The following is a 20,188-nucleotide window of genomic DNA, read 5'->3' as shown; positions in this document are numbered from 1 at the left end:
GTAACCCCCACAAGGAGCCGCACACATGAGCATGAGAATGCCGCGCTTCGCCGCGCTCGCCTCCACCCTGTTATTGGCCGCGGGCGCCGCCCTGTTCGGCGCCGGCCAGGCGGCCGCCGCCGCCCAGGCCGACTTCGGATACGTCGCCCTCGGCGACTCGTACTCCTCCGGCGTCGGTGCCGGCAACTACGACAGCGGGAGCGGCGCCTGCAAGCGCACCACCCGCGCCTACCCGGCCCTGTGGGCCGCCGCCCATGCTCCGCAGACCTTCTCCTTCGCCGCGTGCGCAGGCGCCCGTACGGGTGATGTGCTCGCCAACCAGCTCACCCCGCTGAACTCCGGCACCGACCTGGTCAGCATCACCATCGGCGGCAACGACGCCGGATTCTCCGACGTCATGACGACCTGTGTGCTCCAGTCCGAGTCCACCTGCATCAGCCGCGTCAACCAGGCCAAGGCGTACGTGGACACCACGCTCCCCGGCCAGCTCGACCAGGTCTACAACGCGATCGACAGCCGCTCCCCGAACGCCCGGGTCGTGGTCCTCGGCTATCCCCGCTTCTACAAGCTGAACGGCACCTGCACCACCGGCCTGACCGAAGGCGAGCGCGCCGCCATCAACGGCGCGGCCGACCACCTCAACGCCGCCATCGCCAAACGCGCCGCCGACCACGGGTTCGCCTACGCCTCGGTCGTCGGAGCCTTCACGGGCCACGAGATCTGCTCCGGCAGCGCGTGGCTGCACAGCGTCAACTGGCTCAACATAGGCGAGTCGTACCACCCCACCGCCGCCGGGCAGTCCAGCGGCTACCTGCCGGTCTTCACCAACGCCGCCTGACCGGCTAGGGACTGACGGACGGTTCCGCCGTCGGCCCGTCGTCCTCGGCCGGCGGGCTCGGTGACGTACTGGCGCCAGGGGAGGAGGCCCCGCTCGTCGGGGTCTCCTCCTCGCACGTCACGGAGACGGCGACCCACTGCGTGGCCACCTCGGCCGGTCCCCGCACCTCCAGCCGGACCGCGTCCTCGTAGCCCGCACCCGGAACGTGCGTGAGCTCCGTGTGCTCCAGCCGCCGGCTCCTCGGCCCGCCCTCCTCGTACGCGAGGGACTGCCAGTCCGGGCCGGAGGTCGTCCCGCTCCGCGTGGCCCAGCGGTACTCCAGCCGGGCCGGGGTGCTCTCCACCTCCACGGTGGCGGTGAAGGAGGGCGCGCGGTCCGCGGGCGGCGGGCAGCTGCCGCGGTACGAGGCGCGCACGGTGTCCACGTACACCGAGACGTGCTGCCCGGGAGCGGCGGAAGCCGACGCGGACGCGGGGGCGGAGGCGGACGGGAGCGCGGAAGCCGCGGTGGTGACGGTACGGGCGGTGCTCGCCGTGCCGGTCGGGGCGACTCCGCCGCTGCTGCCGTCCGTGTCCTGCCGGTCCTTCAGCAGCAGCCATCCCAGGGCGGCCACCGCCAGCAGCAGCACCACGATCCCGGCGGTGAGCACGGCCCCGGCCCGGCCGTCGCGCGGCGGCTGCCCGGACGGGGACGCGGGCGAGGACGCGGGTGTGGGTGTGGGTGTGGGCATCGGCGGCGTGGGATCCCCGTACGGGGCCGGCCGCGGCTGCCGGTGGTCGTGCTGCCGGGGGTGCTGTGCGACGGCCGTCGGAGAGTCCGGCCCCGACACCGGCCCGCCGGACGCGCGTACGGCCCCGCCCGCGCCCACCACCCGCAGCATCCGGGCCGCCTCCGCCGCGGGCAGCCGCTCGGCCGGGTCCTTCCGCAGCAGCCCCTCCAGTACGGGCTCCAGCGGCCCGGCCCGGTGCGGCGGCGGCAACTCCGCGTCGACCACGGCCCGCAGCGTGTCCAGCGGGGTCGCCCGCCGGAACGGCGTGCCCCCCTCGACGGCCGCGTACAACATGATCCCGAGCGACCACAGGTCCGACTCGGGCCCCGGATCGCGCCCCAACGCCCGCTCGGGTGCCAGGAATTCGGGCGATCCGACCACCTCGCCCGTCATGGTGATGGCCGAGGAGCCCTCCAGGCTCGCGATCCCGAAATCGCTCAGGACCACCCGGCCGTCGTTGGCGACCAGCACGTTCCCGGGTTTCACGTCACGGTGCAGCACGCCCGCCTCGTGCGCGGAACGCAGCGCGGCCAGCACCTGTTCCCCGAGGTGCGCGGCGCGCTGCGGACTCATCGGCCCCTCCGCCTCCAGTACGTCGGCCAGCGTGAGTCCGCGCACCAGCTCCATCACGATCCAGGGCCGGCCGTCCTCGGAGGCCACGTCGTAGACCGTGACCACCCCGCGGTGCGAGACCCGGGCCGCCGCCCACGCCTCCCGTTCCAGCCGCCGGTACATCCGCTGGAGTTCGGCGGGCTCCAGTCCGGCGGGCGCCCGCACCTCCTTGACGGCGACCTCGCGGGCCAGGACCTCGTCCCGGGCCCGCCACACGATGCCCATCCCGCCGCGGCCGAGGGGATCCAGCAGGCGGTACCGGCCGGCGATGACACGGCCGCTGCCCGGTTCCCCGCTCGTATCCCCGTCCACACCGGCCACATTCCCACTCACATGAGCTCCCATGCGTCACCAGGCGATCACTTCACGTTAGCGCAGGGTGCGCGAACTGGCCCCTGTCGTGACGTGGGTCGCGCACCGGACCTCCGAAACCGCCGCGCCTGTGCGGAGAGTAACCGTCGACTCCGCTGAGTAATCGTCAACTCCCCGTAGAGATAGGGGTAATTCACACCACCGGGATACCCGAGCGCGACGCGGGGACGATAGGGTTAACCTGCCCGGGCCGGGTGCCCTCGTACGGGTGGGGAGAGATCATGGAACAGATAGCAATGCGCAGCAGGCCGCCTCGCGTGCCTGCCATCACCTGCGGCAGCAACGCGACCAGCTCGCGCCTCGACCGCCATCTCGCCGTGCTGGGCGGACCTGCCGTCCCGCACCGGGAGACCGCCGAGGCGACCCTGCTGATGCGCGAGCTCACGTCCCGCGACCACACGCACCGTCTGCGGAGCCGGAGCGCGCGCGTCTCGCTCTTCGCGCCGCTGCGCCGTCTGCGTCGCACGCTCTTCGGCAGCCGCCGCTCGTAACAGTCCCCGTACCGCAGCCTTTTCTCCGGCTCGGCTCCCGGCTCCGGCTCCCCGGCCCTACGCCACCACACCCTCCCGGCGCAGTTCCGAGATCTGCGCGCCCGTCATCCCCAGGGCGCGCAGCAGGGTCTCGGTGTGTTCACCCAGCGCGGGCACCGCACCCATGTGCGGTGCCGCGCCGCCCGGCAGTCCGATCGGCGGGAGCAGGGCCCGCAGCGGACCGGCCGGTGATCCCACCTCCCGCCAGCGGTCCCGGGCCGCCAGCTGCGGGTGTCCGGCCAGCTGGGCCACCGAGTTCAGCCGCGCGCAGGCGATACCGGCCGCCTCCAGCCGCCCGATCGCCTCGTCCGCGTCGAGCCGGCCCAGCGCCTGCGCCACCACCGCGTCGGTCTTCTCCCGGTTGCCGGTGCGCGCCGCATTCGTCGCGAACGCCGGATCCTGCGCCAACTCAGGCTGCCCGAGCACCTGTTGCGCGAGGCGCTGCCACTCCCGGTCGTTCTGTACCGACAGCAGCACCCGGTCGCCGTCGGCCGTCGGGTAGGCGTCGTACGGTGCGATCACCGCGTGCGCGAGACCCGTCCGTACGGGCTGCTCGCCGCCGTGCATGGTGTGGTGCAGCGGATGCCCCATCCACTCGGCGAGCGCGTCCAGCATGGACACCTCCACCCGGCCCCCGCGTCCGGTGACACCGCGGCGCAGCAGGGCCGCGAGCACCCCCGAGAACGCGTACATGGCCGCTGCGATGTCGGCCGCTGGGATCCCCGCCTTGACGGGCTGCTCCGGGGTGCCGGTCACCGAGACCAGCCCCGCCTCGCACTGCACGAGCATGTCGTAGGCGCGCTTGTGGGCGTACGGGCCTTCGGCGCCGTAGCCGGAGACGTCCACGGCGACCAGCCGCGGATAACGCGCGCACAGCGCGGCCGAGTCGAGCCCGAGCCGGGCCGCCGCGCCCTGCGCGAGGTTCTGCACGAAGACGTCGGCGCCGGCCAGCAGCCCGTGCAGGATCTCCCGGCCGCGCGGGTCCTTCAGGTCGAGCGCGAGCGACTCCTTGCCGCGGTTGGCCCACACGAAGTGCGAGGCGAGGCCGTGCGCGGTGGTGTCGTAGGCGCGCGCGAAGTCGCCGCCGTCGGGGCGCTCGACCTTGATCACCCGGGCGCCCAGGTCGGCGAGCTGGCGGGTGGCGAAGGGGGCCGAGACGGCCTGTTCGACGGCGACGACGGTGATACCGGCGAGGGGGAGGGGCTGGGGCTCGGGCGCGGCGCTTTCGGTGTCCATGGCATGGATGCCTATCCCGTCGGGCCCCGTCCTGTCACCCCCCTGTGCCACAGCGCCTACGGGGTGAGGCCGCGCGCGAACCGGCGGGTGGCCGGCGGTACGAAGAGCGCGAGGAGGACGAGCGACCAGACGACGGCCCCGGCGACCGGATGGGCGACGGGCCAGGCGGCACCCGCCGCGGCCTCGCCCCCGGCGTTTCCGCACAGCTCGCGCACGGCGGTCGCGACGGCGCTGATCGGGTTCCACTCGGCGACCGTGCGCAGCCACCCGGGGAGCCCGGCGGTCGGCAGGTACGCGCTGGACAGCATCGGCAGGACGAAGGTGGCGCCGCCGAGCTGGCCCGCCGCCTCCTCGTTCTTGCTCAGCAGGCCGAGGTACGTCCCGACCCACGCGGTGGCGAAGCGGAACAGCAGCAGCAGGCCGAAGGCCCCCAGCGCGCCCGGCAGGCCGTTCTCGATCCGCCAGCCCATCGCCAGCCCCACCAGCATCAGGGGCACCATGGAGACCGCGGTGGTGAGCAGATCGGCGGCGGTCTGCCCGAGCGGTACCGCGGTCCGGCTCATCGGCAGCGCCCGGAACCGGTCCATCACCCCGCGGTGGGCGTCCTGCGCCGCCGTGAACAAGCCGCTCATCAGGCCGTTCGCGGCAGTCGCGGCGAGCAGCCCGGGGACCAGGAACTCGCGGTACTCGGCGCCCGGCATCGCGAGGGCGCTGCCGAAGACGTAGCCGAAGAACAGCAGCATGGTGACCGGCATGGTCTGGGTGAGGATCAGCAGCGCCGGGGCGTGCCGGGCCTTCTGGAGCTGGCGGGTGAGGACGGCTCCGCCGTCGGACAGCCAGGTGCTCATGCGGCGTTCTCCTTCCGGGCCGTGTTCCGGGCGGCCCTGTCCTGGGCCGTGTTCTGGGCCGCTTCCTGGGCCGCCTCCTGGGTCGCGGGGATCCGGGTGAGGCGCAGGAACACCTCGTCGAGCGTGGGCGGGCGCAGGGCGGCGTCGGTGACCGCGATGCCGCAGGTATCGAGCTCGCGGATGATCCGCGGCAGGGTGAGCCCCGGGTCGAGCACGGTGACGCCGACCGTCAGCCGTTCCTCGTCGAGCACCGGCCGGCCGCCCGTGAGCTGGTCCAGTACGGCGGCGGCGCCGGAGAGGGCCTCGCGCGCGGGCACGGTGACCTCGGCGTAGGCGCCGATCCGGGCCTTGAGGCCGGCGGGGGTGCCGTGCGCGACGGCGCGGCCGCGGTCGACGACCGCGATGTCGTCGGCGAGCCGGTCGGCCTCCTCGAGGTACTGGGTGGTGAGCAGCACCGTGGTGCCCTCGTCGGCCAGTTCCCGTACCGCGGCCCAGATCTGCTCGCGGGCCGCCGGATCGAGACCGGTCGTGGGCTCGTCCAGGAAGAGCACGCGGGGGCGGGTGACCAGTCCGGCGGCCAGGTCCAGCCGCCGTTTCATGCCACCCGACCAGGTGCCGGCCACCCGGTCCGCCGCCTCGCCGAGCCCGAAGCGCTCCAGCAGCCCGTCGGCGCGGTCCCGGCCCGCGGAGCCGCGCAGTCCGGCGAGGCGGGCGAAGAGCCGCAGGTTCTCGCGGCCCGTCAGGTCCCCGTCCACGGAGGCGTGCTGGCCGGTGACCCCGATGGCGCGGCGGACGGCCCCGGGGTCGCGGGCGACGTCGTGGCCCGCCACCAGGGCGCGGCCGCCGGTGGGTGCGGTGAGGGTGGTGAGTATCCGGACGGCGGTGGTCTTGCCCGCTCCGTTGGGGCCCAGGAGGCCGCAGACCGTGCCCTCGGGCACGGCGAGGTCGAGGCCGCGCAGGGCGTGGACCTGTCCGTAGTTCTTCTCCAGACCCTCACTCAGTACAGCGTACGTAGTTGTCATGTGCGACACCGTACCTCACTACGTACGGCGTACGTAACTAAGATGGTGGCGAGACGACGAGGTGATCTGAGCGATGACAGCCGGCGGGCGACCCGCTGAACCCGAAGTGATCTGGACCCGGCCCCAGCGGGCCGGGCGCGGACCCAGGCCCGCGCACAGTCGCGAGTCGATCGCCGCCGAGGCGGTGCGGATCGCCGACGCGGAGGGGATCGACGCCGTCTCCATGCGGCGCGTGGCGGCCGGGGTCGGCGCGGGGACCATGTCCCTCTACAACTACGTGCCGCGCAAGGAGGACCTGTACGAGCTGATGGTCGACGCGGTCAGCGCGGAGTACGCGTTCCCCCCGCCGACCGGCGACTGGCGGGCCGACGTGCTCGCGCTGGCCCGCCAGACGCGGGCGCTGATGCACCGCCACCCGTGGCTGCCGCGCCTGCTGAGCCCCGTCTACGGCTTCAGCCCGAACGCCCTGCGCTACCTCGAGTACAGCCTGGACTGCCTGGCGCCGCTCGACGCGCCGGACGCCGAGAAGCTGGAGCTGGTCGCGGCGGTCAACGGCGCCGTCGCCACGTACGTGGCGGGCGAACTGGCGCTGGCCGAGCGGGCCCGGTCGCTGCCCTGGAGCGAGGCGGAGGAGCAGGGCGTACGGACCGCCTGGCTCGGCTCGCGCCTGGCCACCGGGCAGTACCCGCGGCTGGCGGCCGCCCTCACCGGCGGCGGCCCGGTCCCCGGTGCGGGGCTGGACATGGCCGCCGTGTTCGACCGCTCGCTGGCGCGGCTGCTGGGGGCCTGGGGGCCGTAGGCCGGGCGCGGCCGCGTCTGTCTGTGGGGCTGGTGGTGGCTGGTGGTTGCTCGACGGCGCCCCCCAGGGCGGCGCGACGGCGCCCCCAGGGCGGCGCGACGGCGCCTCAGAGCAGCGCGAACTGCCCGCCCGGGCCCTCTTCCCGGTGGTCCAGGACCGAGGCCGGGCGCCTGGCCGAGCGCGGCGGCGGCAGCACCCCGGCCGCGCGCAGCTCGCCCGCGGACAGGGCGGGGCCGGGTTCGAAGGCGGCCCGCTCCGGAGCCAGATCGGCCAGCAGCGCCAAGGTGGTGACCAGGGCCAGCAGCTCCGAGGTCCAGGCCTGCGGCCACTCGGCCGGACCCAGGGCCTCCAGTCCGTCGGCCGCCGGGTCGCGGTGCGCGCCGCGGGCGGCGAACCACGCCTCCAGTACGCGCACGCCCTGCGCCTCGTACGCCCACGCGCCGGGCGGTACGGGGGACACGGTCCCGCCGCCGAGGCTCAGCGTCTCGCTCCCGGCGTCGTACGCGAGCTCGCGCGGCCATGCCGTGACCGCCGAGCGGACGTACGGGCGGCGCCCGCCCGGCAGCCGCGGCGGCTCGCCCCCGCGGGCCCCGCGCAGCTGGACCGTGAGCAGCCGGTGCCCCAGCTCCAGCCCGGCCCGCCAGCGCGCGGGATCGGCCGCGAGCGGGACCTCGTACCCCCGCGGCCCGGGGCGGCCCGCCGCGAGGATCCAGCACAGCACGTCCTCGGGCCCCACCCAGCCGCCGTACCGCTCGCCGAGCAGCGGCAGCAGACCGGGGGCGAAGTTCGGCTCGGCGCCGCCGGGGCGCCGGTGCAGCGGGCGGATCCGGCCGAGGCGGCCGGCCGGGAGGTGCGCGGTGACCAGCGGCTCCGGGGTCTCCACGAGGAACAGCTGGTGCTCGTCCAGGACCCGCCAGAGCTCCGGGCGGGCCGTGTCGATGAGCCGCTGGTCGGGCAGCAGCCACTGTTCGTCGAAGGGCTCGCGCAGCACCCGTACGGGGTCGGGGCACGGGCCGGGCTCGTCGGTGAAACGCGCGGTCGCCGCCGAGCGCTGGCCGGGCAGCGCGGCAGCGCCCGCGGCGGGCGTACGGCTGCGGCTCGGGCGGAACAGCCGGTCCCGCTCGGCTCCTTCGGTGCCGGTCAGGGCCGCCCAGCGGGCGCGGAGGGCGGCGGGATCGGGCGCGGCCACCCAGTCCCGGCCCAGGCGCAGGCCGCCCACGGCCCAGGGCATCAGATCGTCCAGCAGCGGTACGTCGTCGCTCACGCCGCCGATGGTAGCGACGGCATCCGGTGGCCGGGCTGTGTCCAGGCCGAAGCGATACGCTCCTTATATACGTATACGTACCGTATCGACCGAGGAGACAGGAGACGGTCATGAGTCAGTACGACGAATACTCGACTCCGTCGCAGGCCGAGGGCGAGCGGCTGGACGAGGACCTGGACGAGGCCCAGCGCAGGCAGCGGCACCCCCAGACGATGCGGACCACGCCGTCTCAGGCGGAGGGCGAGCGCGGCAAGGAAGAGGACGAGAAGAAGTGACGCGTCACGCGACGCGCGAGTGACGGGGGCGCGACGGGCGGCGCGACGGGCGGCGCGACGGGCGGCGTGACGGAAGGTGTGGCGCCGCCCGTCAGTGTGCGCCGCCCGTCAGTGCGCGTCGACCGTCACCGTGAAGGAGAACCGGTCGCCGCGGTAGCGGATGCGCGCCACGTCCACCACCCGGCCGTCCTCGTCGTAGGTCACGCCCGTGTAGTGCAGGATCGGGCTGAGCAGCGGCACCTGGAGCAGCTCGGCCGTCTCGGGGTCGGCGAGCCGCGCCTCCACCGTGTCGGTGATCCGGCTGATGCGCACCCCGACGACGTCCCGCAGGACCTTCGTCATCGGCCACCGTTCGAGATCGGCGAGCCGGACCGCCTCGGCGAGCTCCGGAAGGACCGCGTTCTCCACCCAGTTGGTCGGCTCGCCGCTCTCGCGGTCGTGGCGGAGCCGGCGGTACGTGACCACCTCGGGCGTGTCCGGGAAGTGCTCCAGCAGCTCCCCGGACACCACCGTGCGCCCGTGGCCGAGAATCGTCGTACGGTCGCCCGACTGCTGGGCCACGATCGCGTCGACCGAGCCCAGCAGCCGCACCGGGGAGCCGCGCCGCGCGCCCGGTTCGATGAAGGTGCCGCGCCGCCGGTGCCGGCTGATCAGGCCCTCGCCCTCCAGCTCCTTGAGCGCCTGCCTCATGGTCAGCACGCTCACCCCGTAGTGCTCGGCCAGCTGCTCCTCCGTCGGCAGGCGCAGCGAGGCGTCCGGAGTGCGCCCCAGTATCGAGGCGCGCAACGACTGTGACACCTGGTACCAGAGGGGCAGTTTCCGGTTCAGGACCAGTGAGTCGGGGGCGAAGGCGGTCACGGGTGGCGGTTCTCCGTACGGCTGGACGGCGATGCTGCGCGGCGCAGGCGCGCTACGCAGGGTATGCAGTGCGGGTCAGGCGCGGAAGTGGCGCTGCAGGCCCTGCCACACGTCGTCGTACCCGCGCTGGAGGTGCTCCGCGCCGGCCGCCTGGGCGGTGGCGGTGATCGGCCAGCGGGTCTCGAACATGAAGGCCAGGCCGTCGTCGATCTTCTGCGGCTTCAGCTCGGCGGCGCTGGCCCGGTCGAAGGTCTCCCGGTCCGGGCCGTGCGCGGACATCATGTTGTGCAGCGAGCCCCCGCCCGGCACGAACCCTTCGGCCTTGGCGTCGTAGGCGCCCTCGATCAGGCCCATGTACTCGCTCATCACGTTGCGGTGGAAGTACGGCGGGCGGAAGGTGTCCTCGCCGACCAGCCAGCGCGGGGCGAAGACCACGAAGTCCACGCCCGCCAGCCCCGGGGTGTCGGAGGGCGAGGTCAGCACCGTGAAGATGGACGGGTCGGGGTGGTCGTAGCTGATCGAACCCAGGACGTTGAAGCGGCGCAGGTCGTAGACGTAGGGGACGTGGGTGCCGTGCCAGGCGACGACGTCGAGCGGCGAGTGGTCGTAGGTGGCGGACCAGAGGTTGCCGCAGAACTTGTTGACCACCTCGGTCGGGCGGTCGAGGAGGTCGGGGGTCTCGTACGCGGCCACCGGGGCCCGGAAGTCGCGTGCCGCGGCGAGGCCGTTGGCGCCGATCGGGCCCAGGTTCGGCAGCTCGAAGGGCTGGCCGTAGTTCTCGCAGACGTAGCCGCGGGCGTCGTCCCCCAGGAGCTCGACGCGGAAGCGCACGCCCCGCGGGATCAGGGCGACCTCGCCGGGGCCGGCGCCGATCAGGCCGAGCTCGGTGCGCAGCAGCAGCCCGCCGCGCTCGGGGACGATCAGCAGCTCGCCGTCGGAGTCGCTGAACACCCGGTCGTTCATGGAGGCGTTGGCGGCGTAGAGGTGGATGGCCATGCCGGTGCGCTGGGTGGCGTCGCCGTTGCCGCCGAGGGTCCACAGGCCGGCCAGGAAGTCGGTGCCGGGGGCCGGGTCGGGCAGCGGGTTCCAGCGGAGCCGGTTCGGGTCCGCCGGGACCTCCGTGAAGGGCCCGGTGCGCAGGGCCCCGTTGTCGATCCGGGTGAAGGGCGGGTGCGCCGCCGACGGCCGGATCCGGTAGAGCCACGAGCGGCGGTTGTGGGTGCGCGGCTCGGTGAAGGCGGAACCGCTGAGCTGCTCGGCGTAGAGGCCCAGAGGTGCGCGCTGGGGCGAGTTCCGGCCGAGCGGCAGCGCGCCGGGGACGGCCTCCGAGCTGTGCTCGTTGCCGAAGCCGGTGAGGTACTCCAGCCCCTCCGCCGTCTTCCTGGCCTGCTCGCTCATGTGCTGCTCCCGCTCCGTCGAAGGAATCCTATGGTCTACAGTAGGATTCCGCGGGCCGCACGTCAACGGGGCCCTTGGCGCGGAGGCCGCCTGCCGGGCGGAACGGATTCGCGCAGAGGGGGCTCCCAAAAGATGAACATTGCTCTACTCTCACGCGCATGTCGTGGACCCGCAGGTTCCCTGCCGTGCCGGCGGCGCTCCTCGCCGCCCTCCTCGCCCTCCTGTCCCTCTTCGCCGCCGCGCCCGCCGCCCGCGCGCACGAGGAGCGCCCCGTCACCTTCCCGGACGGCTCCGGCTCCGTGCCCGAGTACCGCAAGACCGACCCCGACCTCGTGGTCTGCAAGACCGGGCGGCCCGACTTCGAACGCCGGATATCCGCCTTCCCGGAAGAGCTCAGACAGCGCAACCTCGCCCTCTACGAGCGCTGCGAGAAGAGCGGCTACCGCCACCTCCAGGAGGCCGTCGACGCCGTCGACCGGCCCGGGATGAACATCGCGATCCTCCCCGGCCTGTACGAGGAGGAGCCCTCACTCGGAAAGCCGACGGGGGAGTGCGCCGCCCTCAAGGCCCCGAACTCCTCGCTCGGCTACCAGATCCTCAGCTACGAGCAGCAGGTGGCCTGCCGCCACAACCAGAACCTCGTCGCGATCCTCGGCAAGACGAACCTGCAGATCGAGGGCACCGGCGCCGCCCGCACGGACGTCGTCATCGACGCCAAGTACCAGAAGCTCAACGCCCTCCGCGCCGACAAGTCCAACGGCATCTACTTCCGCAACTTCACCGCCCAGCGCACCACCTTCAACTCGCTGTACGTGCTCGCCGCCGACGGCTTCGTCATCGACGACGTGCTGACCCGGTGGAACGACGAGTACGGCTTCCTCACCTTCGCCAGCGACCACGGGCTCTACAAGAACTGCGAGTCGTACGGCAACGGCGACTCCGGCATCTACCCGGGCAGCGCGTCCGACATCAACGACGGCCGCGGTTACGACGTGCCCCGCTATTCCATCGAGATCACCGGCTGCCGCAGCCACCACAACATGGTGGGCTACTCCGGCACCGCGGGTGACTCGGTGTGGGTGCACGACAACGAGTTCGACCAGAACATGGGCGGCGCCTCGATGGACAGCGCCTTCCCCGGCCACCCCGGACTCCCGCAGAACCACGCCAAGTTCGAGCGGAACCTCATCCACGACAACAACCAGGACTACTACCGGTACGTCGCCGACGGCACCTGCGCCAAGCCGCCGGTCGAACGCGGCTACGAACGCGGCGTCGTCTGCCCGCAGATCTCCATGCCGCCGGGCACCGGCATCATCACCGCGGGCGGCAACTGGAACATCTACGAGGACAACTGGGTGTACGGGCACCAGCGCGCGGGCTTCTTCCTCAGCGCGGTCCCCGCTTTCATCCGCGGCGAGGAGCAGTGGTCGAAGCAGGCCGACACCTCCCACCACAACCGCTACGCCGGGAACACCCTGGGCAAGGACAAGTCGGGTGCCGCCCGCCCCAACGGCATGGACGTGTGGTGGGACGGCCAGGGCCGCGGCAACTGCTGGCAGGACGGCCCCGACGGCTCCACCCCGGGCACGGTGCCGCAGTGCGGGGGCGCGCGCGGCGATGTCTCAGGGGCCTCGGCCCGCCTGGTCGGCGAACCGGTCAAGCTGGTGCAGCTGCTCGTCTGCGCGGACTACAGCGTCCAGGCCCGCAAACTCCCGGCCGGCTGCGACTGGTACGGCGCCCGCGGTCTGGAACGGGTCGAGACCCAGATCGCGCTCGCCGTGGCGGGCGTCCTGCTCCTGGTCGGCGGCGTGCTGTGGTGGCGCCGTCTGCGCGGCTCGCGCCTGGGCACGGCGGCCTCGCTCGTGGGCCTGGCGGGCCTGGCCCTGGACGTGGCCGGCTCCACGACCGGGCTGGTCGCCACGTTCGTTCCGGCACTGGCTCTCCTCCTCCTCGGACTGTGGTGGACGGGAGCCGGGCTGGCCCTGCGCCCGACCCGCCCATGGCTGGCCCGCCTGACCCTGCTGCTGGCCGGGCTGACCCTGCTGGACGCCTTCGACAAGGCCGTCCTGATGATCCCCTGGACCCCGCTGAGCCCCGCCTGGGTGCGGGCGCTGCTCGCCGTGGTCTGGGTCCTGTGGGCCGTGGTCGCCTCGGCCCGGCCCGAATCCCCGGTCCGTCCCTCCGGCCCCGGCTCCGACCCGGCGGGTGACCGCACCCCGGCCCCGACCGCCCCCTCCCCGGCCCTCGCCACGGCAGCCCCCGAACCCCGCCCCGACACCGGCCCGGAATCCGCAGACCCCACCCCGGGAGCCCACCCGTGACCGCCCGCCCCACCCCCGGGACCGAGAGCGCGGCCGCGACCGGCCGCCCGGCGCGCACCGCGGTCGTGCTCGCCCTGGCCGTGCTGGTCGCCTGCGCGGCGGTGACGGGCTGTGGCGGGCGGGCCACCACCCACCACAAGCCCGGCACCAGCCACGAGGAGGCCTCCGGGAACACGGGCACCCTGCTCACCGCCGACGACGGCAGCGGCCATCGGCTCCGCGAGGTCCCGGCCGAGGGCGCACCAGAGGTGCGGCTCACCGCTCGCCCGGACTCGGAGGACGGCTGGAACCTCGAACTGGCCGTCAAGAACTTCCGCTTCACCCCCGACAGTGCCGGTGGCGCCGCCCTCCCGGGCGCGGGCCACGCGCACCTCGAGCTCGACGGCCGCAAACTGGCCCGGGTCTACGGCCCCTGGTTCCACCTGCCCGCCGCGCTGGTTCCCGAGGGTGCGCACACCCTGACCGTCCGCCTGTACGCCGACGACCACACGGCCTGGGCGGTCTCGGGCAAGCCGGTCGAGGGCACGACCCCGCTCACCGCCACCGCCCCGGCGCCAGGGCAGTCCGGCGGCCACGAGCACCCCAGCACCCCGCAGGCGCAAGCCGACCGGACGGTCACGGTCACCGTCCGGGACGGCAAGGTCAGCCCCGCTCCCGCCCGCACCGAGCTGCGGCGCGGCGAACGGGTCGCCCTGCGCGTCACCAGCGACCGCGCGGACGTCCTGCACGTCCACGGCTATGACAAGGAACTCGCCCTGCCCGCAGGCCAGGAGGCCACCCTGGTCCTGACGGTCGACCGCACGGGCCTCTTCGAGGTCGAGACCCACGAGTCGGCCCTCGTCCTGACCCAGCTCCTCGTCCGATGACCCCGCCGAAGCCGAAGCCGACGCCGAGGCTTATCCCGGCACCGGCACCGGCTCCGACCACTCCGCCCCGGGCCGGGGGAGTGGCGGTGCCCGGTGCCGGGCCATGGGCGGGCCGATGCTGACCCCCGCCGGGCCGGTGCCCGCCCCGGGCGCCGGCGGTGGCGGCGCCGGCCAGAGCGTGGTCCTGCACCCGGCCGATCCGCTCACCGCGCTCGCGCACGGGATCGGGTCCCAGCACGATCTGCCGATCTCTCCCTTCTACGCCTTCGCCGGCGCCTTCGCCGCGCTCTTCGTCTCGTTCCTCGCGCTCGGCCTGCTCTGGTCCACCTCCCGATTCCGCGGCGACCGCTCGGGTCTCCCCCTGCCCGCCGCCCTCCAACGTGCCGCCGACGCCCCTGGCACCCGCACCGCTCTGCGCGGAGTCGGCCTTGCCGCCGCCCTCGCCGTCCTCCTGCACCTCCTCCTCGGTCCCGACGACCCGGCGCGCAACCCCGCTCCCGGAGCCGTCTACGTCCTCTTCTGGGTCGGACTCGTCCCCGCCTCCCTTCTCCTCGGCCCCGTCTGGCGCCTGCTCAACCCGCTCCGCACCCTGCACCGCCTGCTCGCCCGGGCCCGCCGCCACCGCGCCCCCGAGCGCCCCCGTACCGACCGCCCCCTCCCCGCCCGGCTCGGCCAATGGCCGGCCGCCGCCGGGCTGTTCGCCTTCACCTGGCTCGAACTCGTCGCTCCCGATCCCGCATCCACCACCACCCTCCTGATCGCCCTCGCCACCTACGCCACCGCCCACCTGCTGCTCGCCGCCCGCTTCGGCGAACGCTGGTTCGACGACGCCGACGCCTTCGAGGCGTACTCGTCCCTCCTGGCCCGCCTCTCCCCCCTCGGCCGTCGAAGCGACGGCCACCTGGTCCTCCGCAACCCCTTCCACGGACTCGACGCGACACCCGAGCGGCCCGGACTCGTCGCCACCGTCTGCGTCCTGCTCGGCTCCACCGCCTACGACGGCTTCTCCGACAACCCGTCCTGGATCAACGTCCTCCAGACCTCCCCCCTCGGCCGCACGCCCACGGCCACACTTGGACTGCTCGCTTCCGTCGCCCTCGTCGCCACCCTGTACTGCCTGTGCGCGGCAGCCACCCGCCTGGTCAGCGGCCCGCACCCCGGACCGCTCACCGCCTTCGCGCACTCACTCGTGCCGATCGCACTCGGCTATCTCATCGCCCACTACTTCTCCCTTCTGGTAACCGAAGGACCACGCACAGTAAGCATGGCACTCGGCACTGACAACGGCCCCGATCCTGTCCCGCCCCTGGGTCCGGGCGGCCTCGCGGCCCTCCAGGTCATCGCCGTCGTGACCGGCCACGTCCTGGGCGTCGTCGCCGCCCACGACCGTTCGGTACGCCTTTTCCCGCCCGCGAAAGCCGTGGCGGGCCAGCTGCCGCTGCTCGCGCTGATGATCACGTACACCATCGGCGGGCTGAGCCTCCTGCTGAACTGAGCCCCCGCTCGACACAGAAGCGAGGAACGGCATGATGGACCCCGTGCCTCCCGCCCACTCCCTGCGCCGCACCCCGATCCAGCAGCGCAGCGCCGACCGGCTCGCCCGGATCCTCGACGCCTGCGCCGAACTGCTCGACGAGACCGGGTACGAGAACCTCAGCACCCGCGCCGTCGCCCTGCGCGCCGGCGTGCCGATCGGTTCGGTCTACCGCTTCTTCGGCAACAAGCGGGCCATGGCCATCGCCCTCGCCCACCGCAACCTGGACCGCTACGCCGAGGGCATCGCGGACCGGCTCGCCGACCTCCCCGCCACGCACTGGCGGCCCGTCGTGGACGCCGTACTGGACGAGTACCTGACCATGAAGCGGAGCGTTCCCGGCTTCGCGCTCGTCGACTTCGGCGTCCCCGCGCCGCCGCCCGAGGGCCCCGAGGCCGACCCCAACCACCTGGTCGCCGCCCGCCTCACCGAACTGCTCTGCGCACACCTCGGGCTGACCCCCGACGACACTCTGCGGCGGGCCGTCCTCGTCGCCGTCGAGGCCACGGACGCGCTGATCCAGCTGGCCTTCCGGACCGACCCGGCAGGCGATCCCGGCATCGTCGCCGAGACCCGGGCGATGATGCAGGCCTACCTGGCCCGCGTACTGGACTGAAGCGCCGGCCCGCCCGGCCCTGCTTGCCCCGCGCACCCCACCGCACCGCCACCGAACGGAGCCCGCAACCCCTCCCCTCCGTGCCAACCGGTCGGTATGCTCGAGGCGCCCACGTGCCCGTGCCGCAGCCTGCCGCCCTGGAGGGCCCATGCCCCGCACCGCCCTGCGCATCTGTCCCCTCTGCGAAGCCACCTGCGGCCTCACCCTCACCCTCGAAGGCACCGCCGTCACCGGCGCCCGCGGTGACCGCGAGGACGTCTTCAGCAAGGGCTTCATCTGCCCCAAGGGCGCCGCCTTCGGAGCCCTCGACGCCGACCCCGACCGGCTGCGCACGCCCCTCGTCCGACGCGACGGCCGGCTCCAGCAGGCCACCTGGGAGGAGGCCTTCGACGCCATCGCCGCCGCGGTGCCCGCACTCGTCCGGAAGTACGGACCCCAGGCGGCCGGCCTCGTCCTCGGCAACCCGAACGTCCACACCATGGCCGGCGCCCTCTACCCGCCGCTGCTCATCAAGGCCCTCGGCACCCGCAACCTGTTCACCGCCAGCACGCTCGACCAGATGCCCAAGCACGTCTCCAGCGGGCTGCTCTTCGGCGACCCCTTCGCCATCCCGGTGCCCGACCTCGACCGCACCGACTTCCTGCTGCTCCTCGGCGCCAACCCGGTCGAATCCAACGGCTCGCTGTGCACCGCCCCCGACTTCCCGGGCCGGCTCAAGGCCCTGCGCGCCCGCGGCGGCACCTTCGTCGTCGTCGACCCGCGCCGCACGCGCACCGCCAAGCTCGCCGACCGCCACCTCGCGCCGCGCCCCGGCAGCGACGCACTGCTGCTCGCCGCCCTCGCGCACACGCTGATCGAGGAGAAGCTCGCGGCCCCCGGCGCGCTGGAAGAACACACCGAGGGGATCGGGGAACTCGCCGCCGCGCTCGGGAGTTTCACCCCTGAGGCCGTCGCACCCGCCTGCGACCTCACCGCCGCCGAGATCCGCACCCTCGCCCGCGAGCTCGCGGCCGCACCCACCGCCGCCGTGTACGCCCGCATCGGCAGCTGCACCGTCGAGTACGGCACGCTCGCCAGCTGGCTGGTGGACGTACTGAACATCCTCACCGGCAACCTCGACCGGCCGGGCGGAGCCCTCTTCCCGCTCTCCGCGACGGCCCCGGGACCCCGGCCGCCCGGTCCCGGCAAGGGCTTCGCCCTCGGCCGCTGGGCGAGCCGGGTCAGCGGCCACCCCGAGGCCAAGGGCGAACTGCCGACCGCCGCGCTCGCCGAGGAGATCGAGACCCCGGGGGACGGCCAGATCCGGGTGCTGCTCGCCATCGCCGCCAACCCCGTCCTGTCCGCACCCGACGGCGACCGGCTCGACCGGGCCCTGGCCGGGCTCGACTTCATGGTGTCCGTCGACCCCTACCTGAACGAGACCTCGCGCCACGCCCATGTCGTGCTGCCCCCGCCGCCGCCCTCCCAGAGCGCGCACTTCGACTTCGCGTTCAACGGGTTCGCCGTACGCAACCAGGCCCGCTACTCGCCCGCCGCCGTCCCGCTCGAGGAAGGGCTGATGGACGAGTGCGAGATCCATGCGCGGCTGATCCTCGCCGTCTCCGGCCTGCACGGATCCGCCGATCCGGCGGGCATCGACGAACTGGCCGTCCAGTCCGCCTTGGCGAAGGAGACCGCCGCCGCGCACTCCCCGCTGCACGGGCAGGACCCGGCGCGCCTCGCCGGACTGCTCACGGGCGGGAGCGGCCCCGAGCGCCGGCTCGATCTGATGCTCCGACTCGGGCCGTACGGAGACCGGTTCGGCGCTGGCGGTGCCGATCCCGTTGCCGGCCCTTCCGCCGACCCCTCCGCCGCCCCGGTCGCGTACGGCCTCAGCCTGGAGAGGCTGCTCGCGCACCCGCACGGCATCGACCTCGGCCCGCTGGGGCCTCGGCTGCCGAGCGTGCTGAAGACCCGCAGCGGCAGGATCGAGCTGCTCCCGGACCCGATCGCGGCCGAGCTGCCCAGGCTGCGCACGGCGCTCGCCGACCGCCCCGCCGGCCTGGTGCTCGTGGGCCGCCGCCATCTGCGGTCCAACAACAGCTGGTTGCACAACGTCCCGGCCCTCACCGGAGGTTCCAACCGGTGCACCCTCCAGATCCACCCGCAGGACGCGGACCGGCTGGGGCTCACCGACGGGGGCCGGGCCAGGATCACCGCCGACGGCGGCAGCCTGGACGTTCCCGTCGAGATCACCGACACCCTGCGCACCGGAGTGGTGAGCCTCCCGCACGGCTGGGGACACGACCGCGCGGGCGCCCGGCTCTCGGTGGCCGCCGCCGCACCGGGCGCCAACGTCAACCAGCTGCTCGACGGCACCCGGCTCGACCCGCTCTCGGGCACGGCCGTGCTCAACGGCTTCCCCGTCGAGCTCGCACCCCTGCCCTGAGCTGGGGTTTTGCTCGTATTGCTCACGCGTTGACGTCTTGTTGGCATAAGGAGGAGGCGCCTACGTTCCCTGCATGCTGACCCTCCTCGGCTTCGCCATGATCGCGACCTTCCTGGTCCTGATCATGCTGAAGAAAATGTCGCCCATCGCGGCGCTCGTCCTCATCCCCGCGCTGTTCTGCGTGTTCGCAGGCAAGGGCGCCCACCTCGGCGACTACGTCATCGACGGCGTCGGCAAACTCGCGCCGACCGCCGCGATGCTGATGTTCGCCATCGTCTACTTCGGCGTGATGATCGACGTCGGCCTCTTCGACCCGATCGTGCGCGGCATCCTGCGCTTCTGCAAGGCAGACCCGATGCGCGTGGTCGTCGGCACCGCCGTCCTCGCCGCGATCGTCTCGCTCGACGGGGACGGATCGACCACCTTCATGATCACCGTCTCGGCCATGTACCCGCTCTACAAGCGGCTCGGCCTGAGCCTGGTGGTCATGACGGGCGTCGCGGCCACCGCCAACGGCGTCATGAACACCCTGCCCTGGGGCGGTCCCACCGCCCGCGCCGCGACGGCCCTCAAGCTCGACGCCGCCGACATCTTCGTCCCGATGATCCCCGCCCTCGCCATGGGCCTGCTGTTCGTGTTCCTCCTGGCCTACGCCCTCGGCCTGAAGGAGCGCCGCCGGGTCGGCCTCCTGGTCATGCCTGACGAAGACGCCGCCACGTCGACGGCCGCTGACACCGTCACCGAACGCACCCCGGAGACCGCGTCCGCGCTGGTCGCCGCCGGTACGGGCGGCTCCGCCGAAAACCCCGCCGGCCCGTCCGGCCCGTCCGGCCCGTCCGCCGCGTCCGGCCCCGGTCGTACGGGCTCCCCCGCGAGCGACGGTTCCGAGCCCGCCGCCACGACTCCGGCGCCCGCCGCTTCCGGCGCCTCCGAGGACGGGTTCCAGGGCCTCGACCCCCAGCGCGCCACCCTGCGCCCGCGCCTGTACTGGTTCAACGCCGGCCTCACCCTCGCCCTCCTCACCGCGATGATCATGGAGCTGCTGCCCATCCCGGTGCTGTTCCTGATCGGCGCCGCCCTCGCCCTCACCGTCAACTTCCCGCACATGCCCGACCAGAAGGCGCGGATCGCCGCCCACGCCGAAAACGTCCTCAACGTCGCCGGCATGGTCTTCGCCGCCGCCGTCTTCACGGGCGTCCTCTCCGGCACCGGCATGGTCAAGCACATGGCCGACTGGCTCGTCGGCGCCATCCCCGAGGGCATGGGCCCGCACATGGCGCTGGTCACCGGGCTGCTCAGCCTGCCGCTCACCTACTTCATGTCCAACGACGGCTTCTACTTCGGCGTGCTGCCCGTCCTCGCCGAAGCCGGCGCCGCCCACGGGGTCTCCCCGCTCGAGATCGCCCGCGCCTCCCTGGTCGGGCAGGCGCTGCACATGTCGAGCCCGCTGGTTCCGGCCGTCTACGTCCTCGTCGGCATGGCCAAGGTCGAGTTCGGCGACCACACCCGCTTCACCGTGAAATGGGCGGCCCTGACCTCCCTGGTGGTCCTGGCGTCGGGGATGCTTTTCGGCATCATCTGATCCCCGCCGCCCCTGGC

At 73.5% G+C, this 20,188-nt stretch carries 17 protein-coding genes; 10 read left to right on the top strand and 7 right to left on the bottom strand.

Translation table 11 applies throughout. The features are described from left to right. Window positions 1-31: 31 nt before the first annotated feature. Window positions 32-838 carry an SGNH/GDSL hydrolase family protein gene (locus tag ACZ6I1_RS22465; RefSeq protein WP_469289896.1) on the top strand — a complete coding sequence of 269 codons (807 nt, stop codon included), beginning with the start codon at window positions 32-34 and terminating at the stop codon, window positions 836-838. 4 nt (window positions 839-842) lie between these two features. Here ACZ6I1_RS22465 and ACZ6I1_RS22460 read toward each other — a convergent pair whose 3' ends face one another. Continuing rightward, window positions 843-2,552 (bottom strand): serine/threonine-protein kinase, encoded by a 1,710-nt coding sequence (locus ACZ6I1_RS22460; RefSeq protein WP_469289784.1) that lies wholly within the window; start codon window positions 2,550-2,552, stop codon window positions 843-845. A 260-nt stretch (window positions 2,553-2,812) separates the two neighbouring features. Here ACZ6I1_RS22460 and ACZ6I1_RS22455 point away from each other — a divergent pair, with 260 nt between their 5' ends. Beyond that, window positions 2,813-3,082: a hypothetical protein gene (locus ACZ6I1_RS22455; protein WP_374773277.1), complete on the top strand. Its 270-nt coding sequence runs from the start codon at window positions 2,813-2,815 to the stop codon at window positions 3,080-3,082. A gap of 57 nt (window positions 3,083-3,139) precedes the next feature. On the opposite strand, the gene ACZ6I1_RS22450 is transcribed toward ACZ6I1_RS22455, so the two are convergent. Genes ACZ6I1_RS22450 through ACZ6I1_RS22440 form a run of 3 tightly spaced genes read right to left on the bottom strand, consistent with a single transcriptional unit; the run spans window position 3,140 to window position 6,227 of the window. Continuing rightward, a complete protein-coding gene (locus ACZ6I1_RS22450) occupies window positions 3,140-4,357 on the bottom strand; it encodes a CaiB/BaiF CoA transferase family protein (protein ID WP_469289782.1) in 1,218 nt (405 codons plus the stop codon). A 56-nt stretch (window positions 4,358-4,413) separates the two neighbouring features. Continuing rightward, the gene (locus tag ACZ6I1_RS22445; RefSeq protein WP_469289780.1) at window positions 4,414-5,205 is read right to left on the bottom strand and encodes an ABC transporter permease; all 792 of its coding nucleotides are present in this window, start codon (window positions 5,203-5,205) and stop codon (window positions 4,414-4,416) included. Then, entirely contained in the window at window positions 5,202-6,227 is a 1,026-nt protein-coding gene (locus tag ACZ6I1_RS22440) for an ATP-binding cassette domain-containing protein (RefSeq protein WP_469289778.1), read from the bottom strand. The genes ACZ6I1_RS22445 and ACZ6I1_RS22440 overlap by 4 nt, the downstream gene beginning before the upstream one ends. Before the next feature lie 73 nt (window positions 6,228-6,300). Here ACZ6I1_RS22440 and ACZ6I1_RS22435 point away from each other — a divergent pair, with 73 nt between their 5' ends. Next, window positions 6,301-7,026, top strand: coding sequence for a TetR/AcrR family transcriptional regulator (locus ACZ6I1_RS22435; RefSeq protein WP_469289776.1), 726 nt, complete (start codon window positions 6,301-6,303; stop codon window positions 7,024-7,026). Window positions 7,027-7,132: 106 nt separating this feature from the next. Here the strand turns inward: ACZ6I1_RS22435 and ACZ6I1_RS22430 are convergent, their stop codons facing one another. Then, complete coding sequence (locus tag ACZ6I1_RS22430; RefSeq protein ID WP_469289894.1) at window positions 7,133-8,257, bottom strand: type ISP restriction/modification enzyme; 1,125 nt, start codon at window positions 8,255-8,257, stop codon at window positions 7,133-7,135. 143 nt (window positions 8,258-8,400) lie between these two features. Between ACZ6I1_RS22430 and ACZ6I1_RS22425 the strand changes: the two genes are divergently transcribed. After that, the gene (locus ACZ6I1_RS22425; RefSeq protein ID WP_469289773.1) at window positions 8,401-8,565 is read left to right on the top strand and encodes a hypothetical protein; all 165 of its coding nucleotides are present in this window, start codon (window positions 8,401-8,403) and stop codon (window positions 8,563-8,565) included. Between the two features lie 108 nt (window positions 8,566-8,673). Here the strand turns inward: ACZ6I1_RS22425 and ACZ6I1_RS22420 are convergent, their stop codons facing one another. Next, window positions 8,674-9,423 (bottom strand): GntR family transcriptional regulator, encoded by a 750-nt coding sequence (locus ACZ6I1_RS22420; protein WP_469289771.1) that lies wholly within the window; start codon window positions 9,421-9,423, stop codon window positions 8,674-8,676. 75 nt (window positions 9,424-9,498) lie between these two features. After that, window positions 9,499-10,821, bottom strand: a complete 1,323-nt coding sequence (gene hmgA, locus ACZ6I1_RS22415) for a homogentisate 1,2-dioxygenase (protein ID WP_469289769.1) — start codon at window positions 10,819-10,821, stop codon at window positions 9,499-9,501. 158 nt (window positions 10,822-10,979) lie between these two features. Between hmgA and ACZ6I1_RS22410 the strand changes: the two genes are divergently transcribed. From ACZ6I1_RS22410 to ACZ6I1_RS22385, 6 genes are all read left to right on the top strand, one after another. Beyond that, complete coding sequence (locus ACZ6I1_RS22410) at window positions 10,980-13,145, top strand: right-handed parallel beta-helix repeat-containing protein (protein ID WP_469289767.1); 2,166 nt, start codon at window positions 10,980-10,982, stop codon at window positions 13,143-13,145. Further along, on the top strand, window positions 13,142-14,011 hold the full coding sequence (locus tag ACZ6I1_RS22405) for a cupredoxin domain-containing protein (RefSeq protein ID WP_469289765.1): 870 nt from the start codon (window positions 13,142-13,144) through the stop codon (window positions 14,009-14,011). Before ACZ6I1_RS22410 ends, ACZ6I1_RS22405 begins: the two co-directional genes overlap by 4 nt. A gap of 178 nt (window positions 14,012-14,189) precedes the next feature. Then, window positions 14,190-15,506: a hypothetical protein gene (locus tag ACZ6I1_RS22400; protein WP_469289892.1), complete on the top strand. Its 1,317-nt coding sequence runs from the start codon at window positions 14,190-14,192 to the stop codon at window positions 15,504-15,506. 34 nt (window positions 15,507-15,540) lie between these two features. Further along, on the top strand, window positions 15,541-16,161 hold the full coding sequence (locus ACZ6I1_RS22395; protein WP_469289763.1) for a TetR/AcrR family transcriptional regulator: 621 nt from the start codon (window positions 15,541-15,543) through the stop codon (window positions 16,159-16,161). 148 nt (window positions 16,162-16,309) lie between these two features. Further along, complete coding sequence (locus tag ACZ6I1_RS22390; RefSeq protein ID WP_469289761.1) at window positions 16,310-18,589, top strand: molybdopterin oxidoreductase family protein; 2,280 nt, start codon at window positions 16,310-16,312, stop codon at window positions 18,587-18,589. 73 nt (window positions 18,590-18,662) lie between these two features. Continuing rightward, complete coding sequence (locus ACZ6I1_RS22385) at window positions 18,663-20,171, top strand: CitMHS family transporter (RefSeq protein ID WP_469289759.1); 1,509 nt, start codon at window positions 18,663-18,665, stop codon at window positions 20,169-20,171. Window positions 20,172-20,188: the final 17 nt, after the last annotated feature.

Source organism: Streptomyces sp. NPDC046303, from assembly GCF_055588085.1.
This window is presented reverse-complemented; position numbering and strand designations above follow the sequence as displayed.

Excerpts from the sequence above, each read along its gene's own strand:
- ACZ6I1_RS22465 (WP_469289896.1), top strand. The coding sequence starts at position 32 with ATGAGAATGCCGCGCTTCGCCGCGCTCGCCTCCACCCTGTTATTGGCC.
- ACZ6I1_RS22455 (WP_374773277.1), top strand. The coding sequence starts at position 2,813 with ATGGAACAGATAGCAATGCGCAGCAGGCCGCCTCGCGTGCCTGCCATC.
- ACZ6I1_RS22450 (WP_469289782.1), bottom strand. The coding sequence starts at position 4,357 with ATGGACACCGAAAGCGCCGCGCCCGAGCCCCAGCCCCTCCCCCTCGCC.
- ACZ6I1_RS22445 (WP_469289780.1), bottom strand. The coding sequence starts at position 5,205 with ATGAGCACCTGGCTGTCCGACGGCGGAGCCGTCCTCACCCGCCAGCTC.
- ACZ6I1_RS22440 (WP_469289778.1), bottom strand. The coding sequence starts at position 6,227 with ATGACAACTACGTACGCTGTACTGAGTGAGGGTCTGGAGAAGAACTAC.
- ACZ6I1_RS22435 (WP_469289776.1), top strand. The coding sequence starts at position 6,301 with ATGACAGCCGGCGGGCGACCCGCTGAACCCGAAGTGATCTGGACCCGG.
- ACZ6I1_RS22430 (WP_469289894.1), bottom strand. The coding sequence starts at position 8,257 with ATGCCCTGGGCCGTGGGCGGCCTGCGCCTGGGCCGGGACTGGGTGGCC.
- ACZ6I1_RS22425 (WP_469289773.1), top strand. The coding sequence starts at position 8,401 with ATGAGTCAGTACGACGAATACTCGACTCCGTCGCAGGCCGAGGGCGAG.
- hmgA (WP_469289769.1), bottom strand. The coding sequence starts at position 10,821 with ATGAGCGAGCAGGCCAGGAAGACGGCGGAGGGGCTGGAGTACCTCACC.
- ACZ6I1_RS22410 (WP_469289767.1), top strand. The coding sequence starts at position 10,980 with ATGTCGTGGACCCGCAGGTTCCCTGCCGTGCCGGCGGCGCTCCTCGCC.
- ACZ6I1_RS22395 (WP_469289763.1), top strand. The coding sequence starts at position 15,541 with ATGGACCCCGTGCCTCCCGCCCACTCCCTGCGCCGCACCCCGATCCAG.
- ACZ6I1_RS22390 (WP_469289761.1), top strand. The coding sequence starts at position 16,310 with ATGCCCCGCACCGCCCTGCGCATCTGTCCCCTCTGCGAAGCCACCTGC.
- ACZ6I1_RS22385 (WP_469289759.1), top strand. The coding sequence starts at position 18,663 with ATGCTGACCCTCCTCGGCTTCGCCATGATCGCGACCTTCCTGGTCCTG.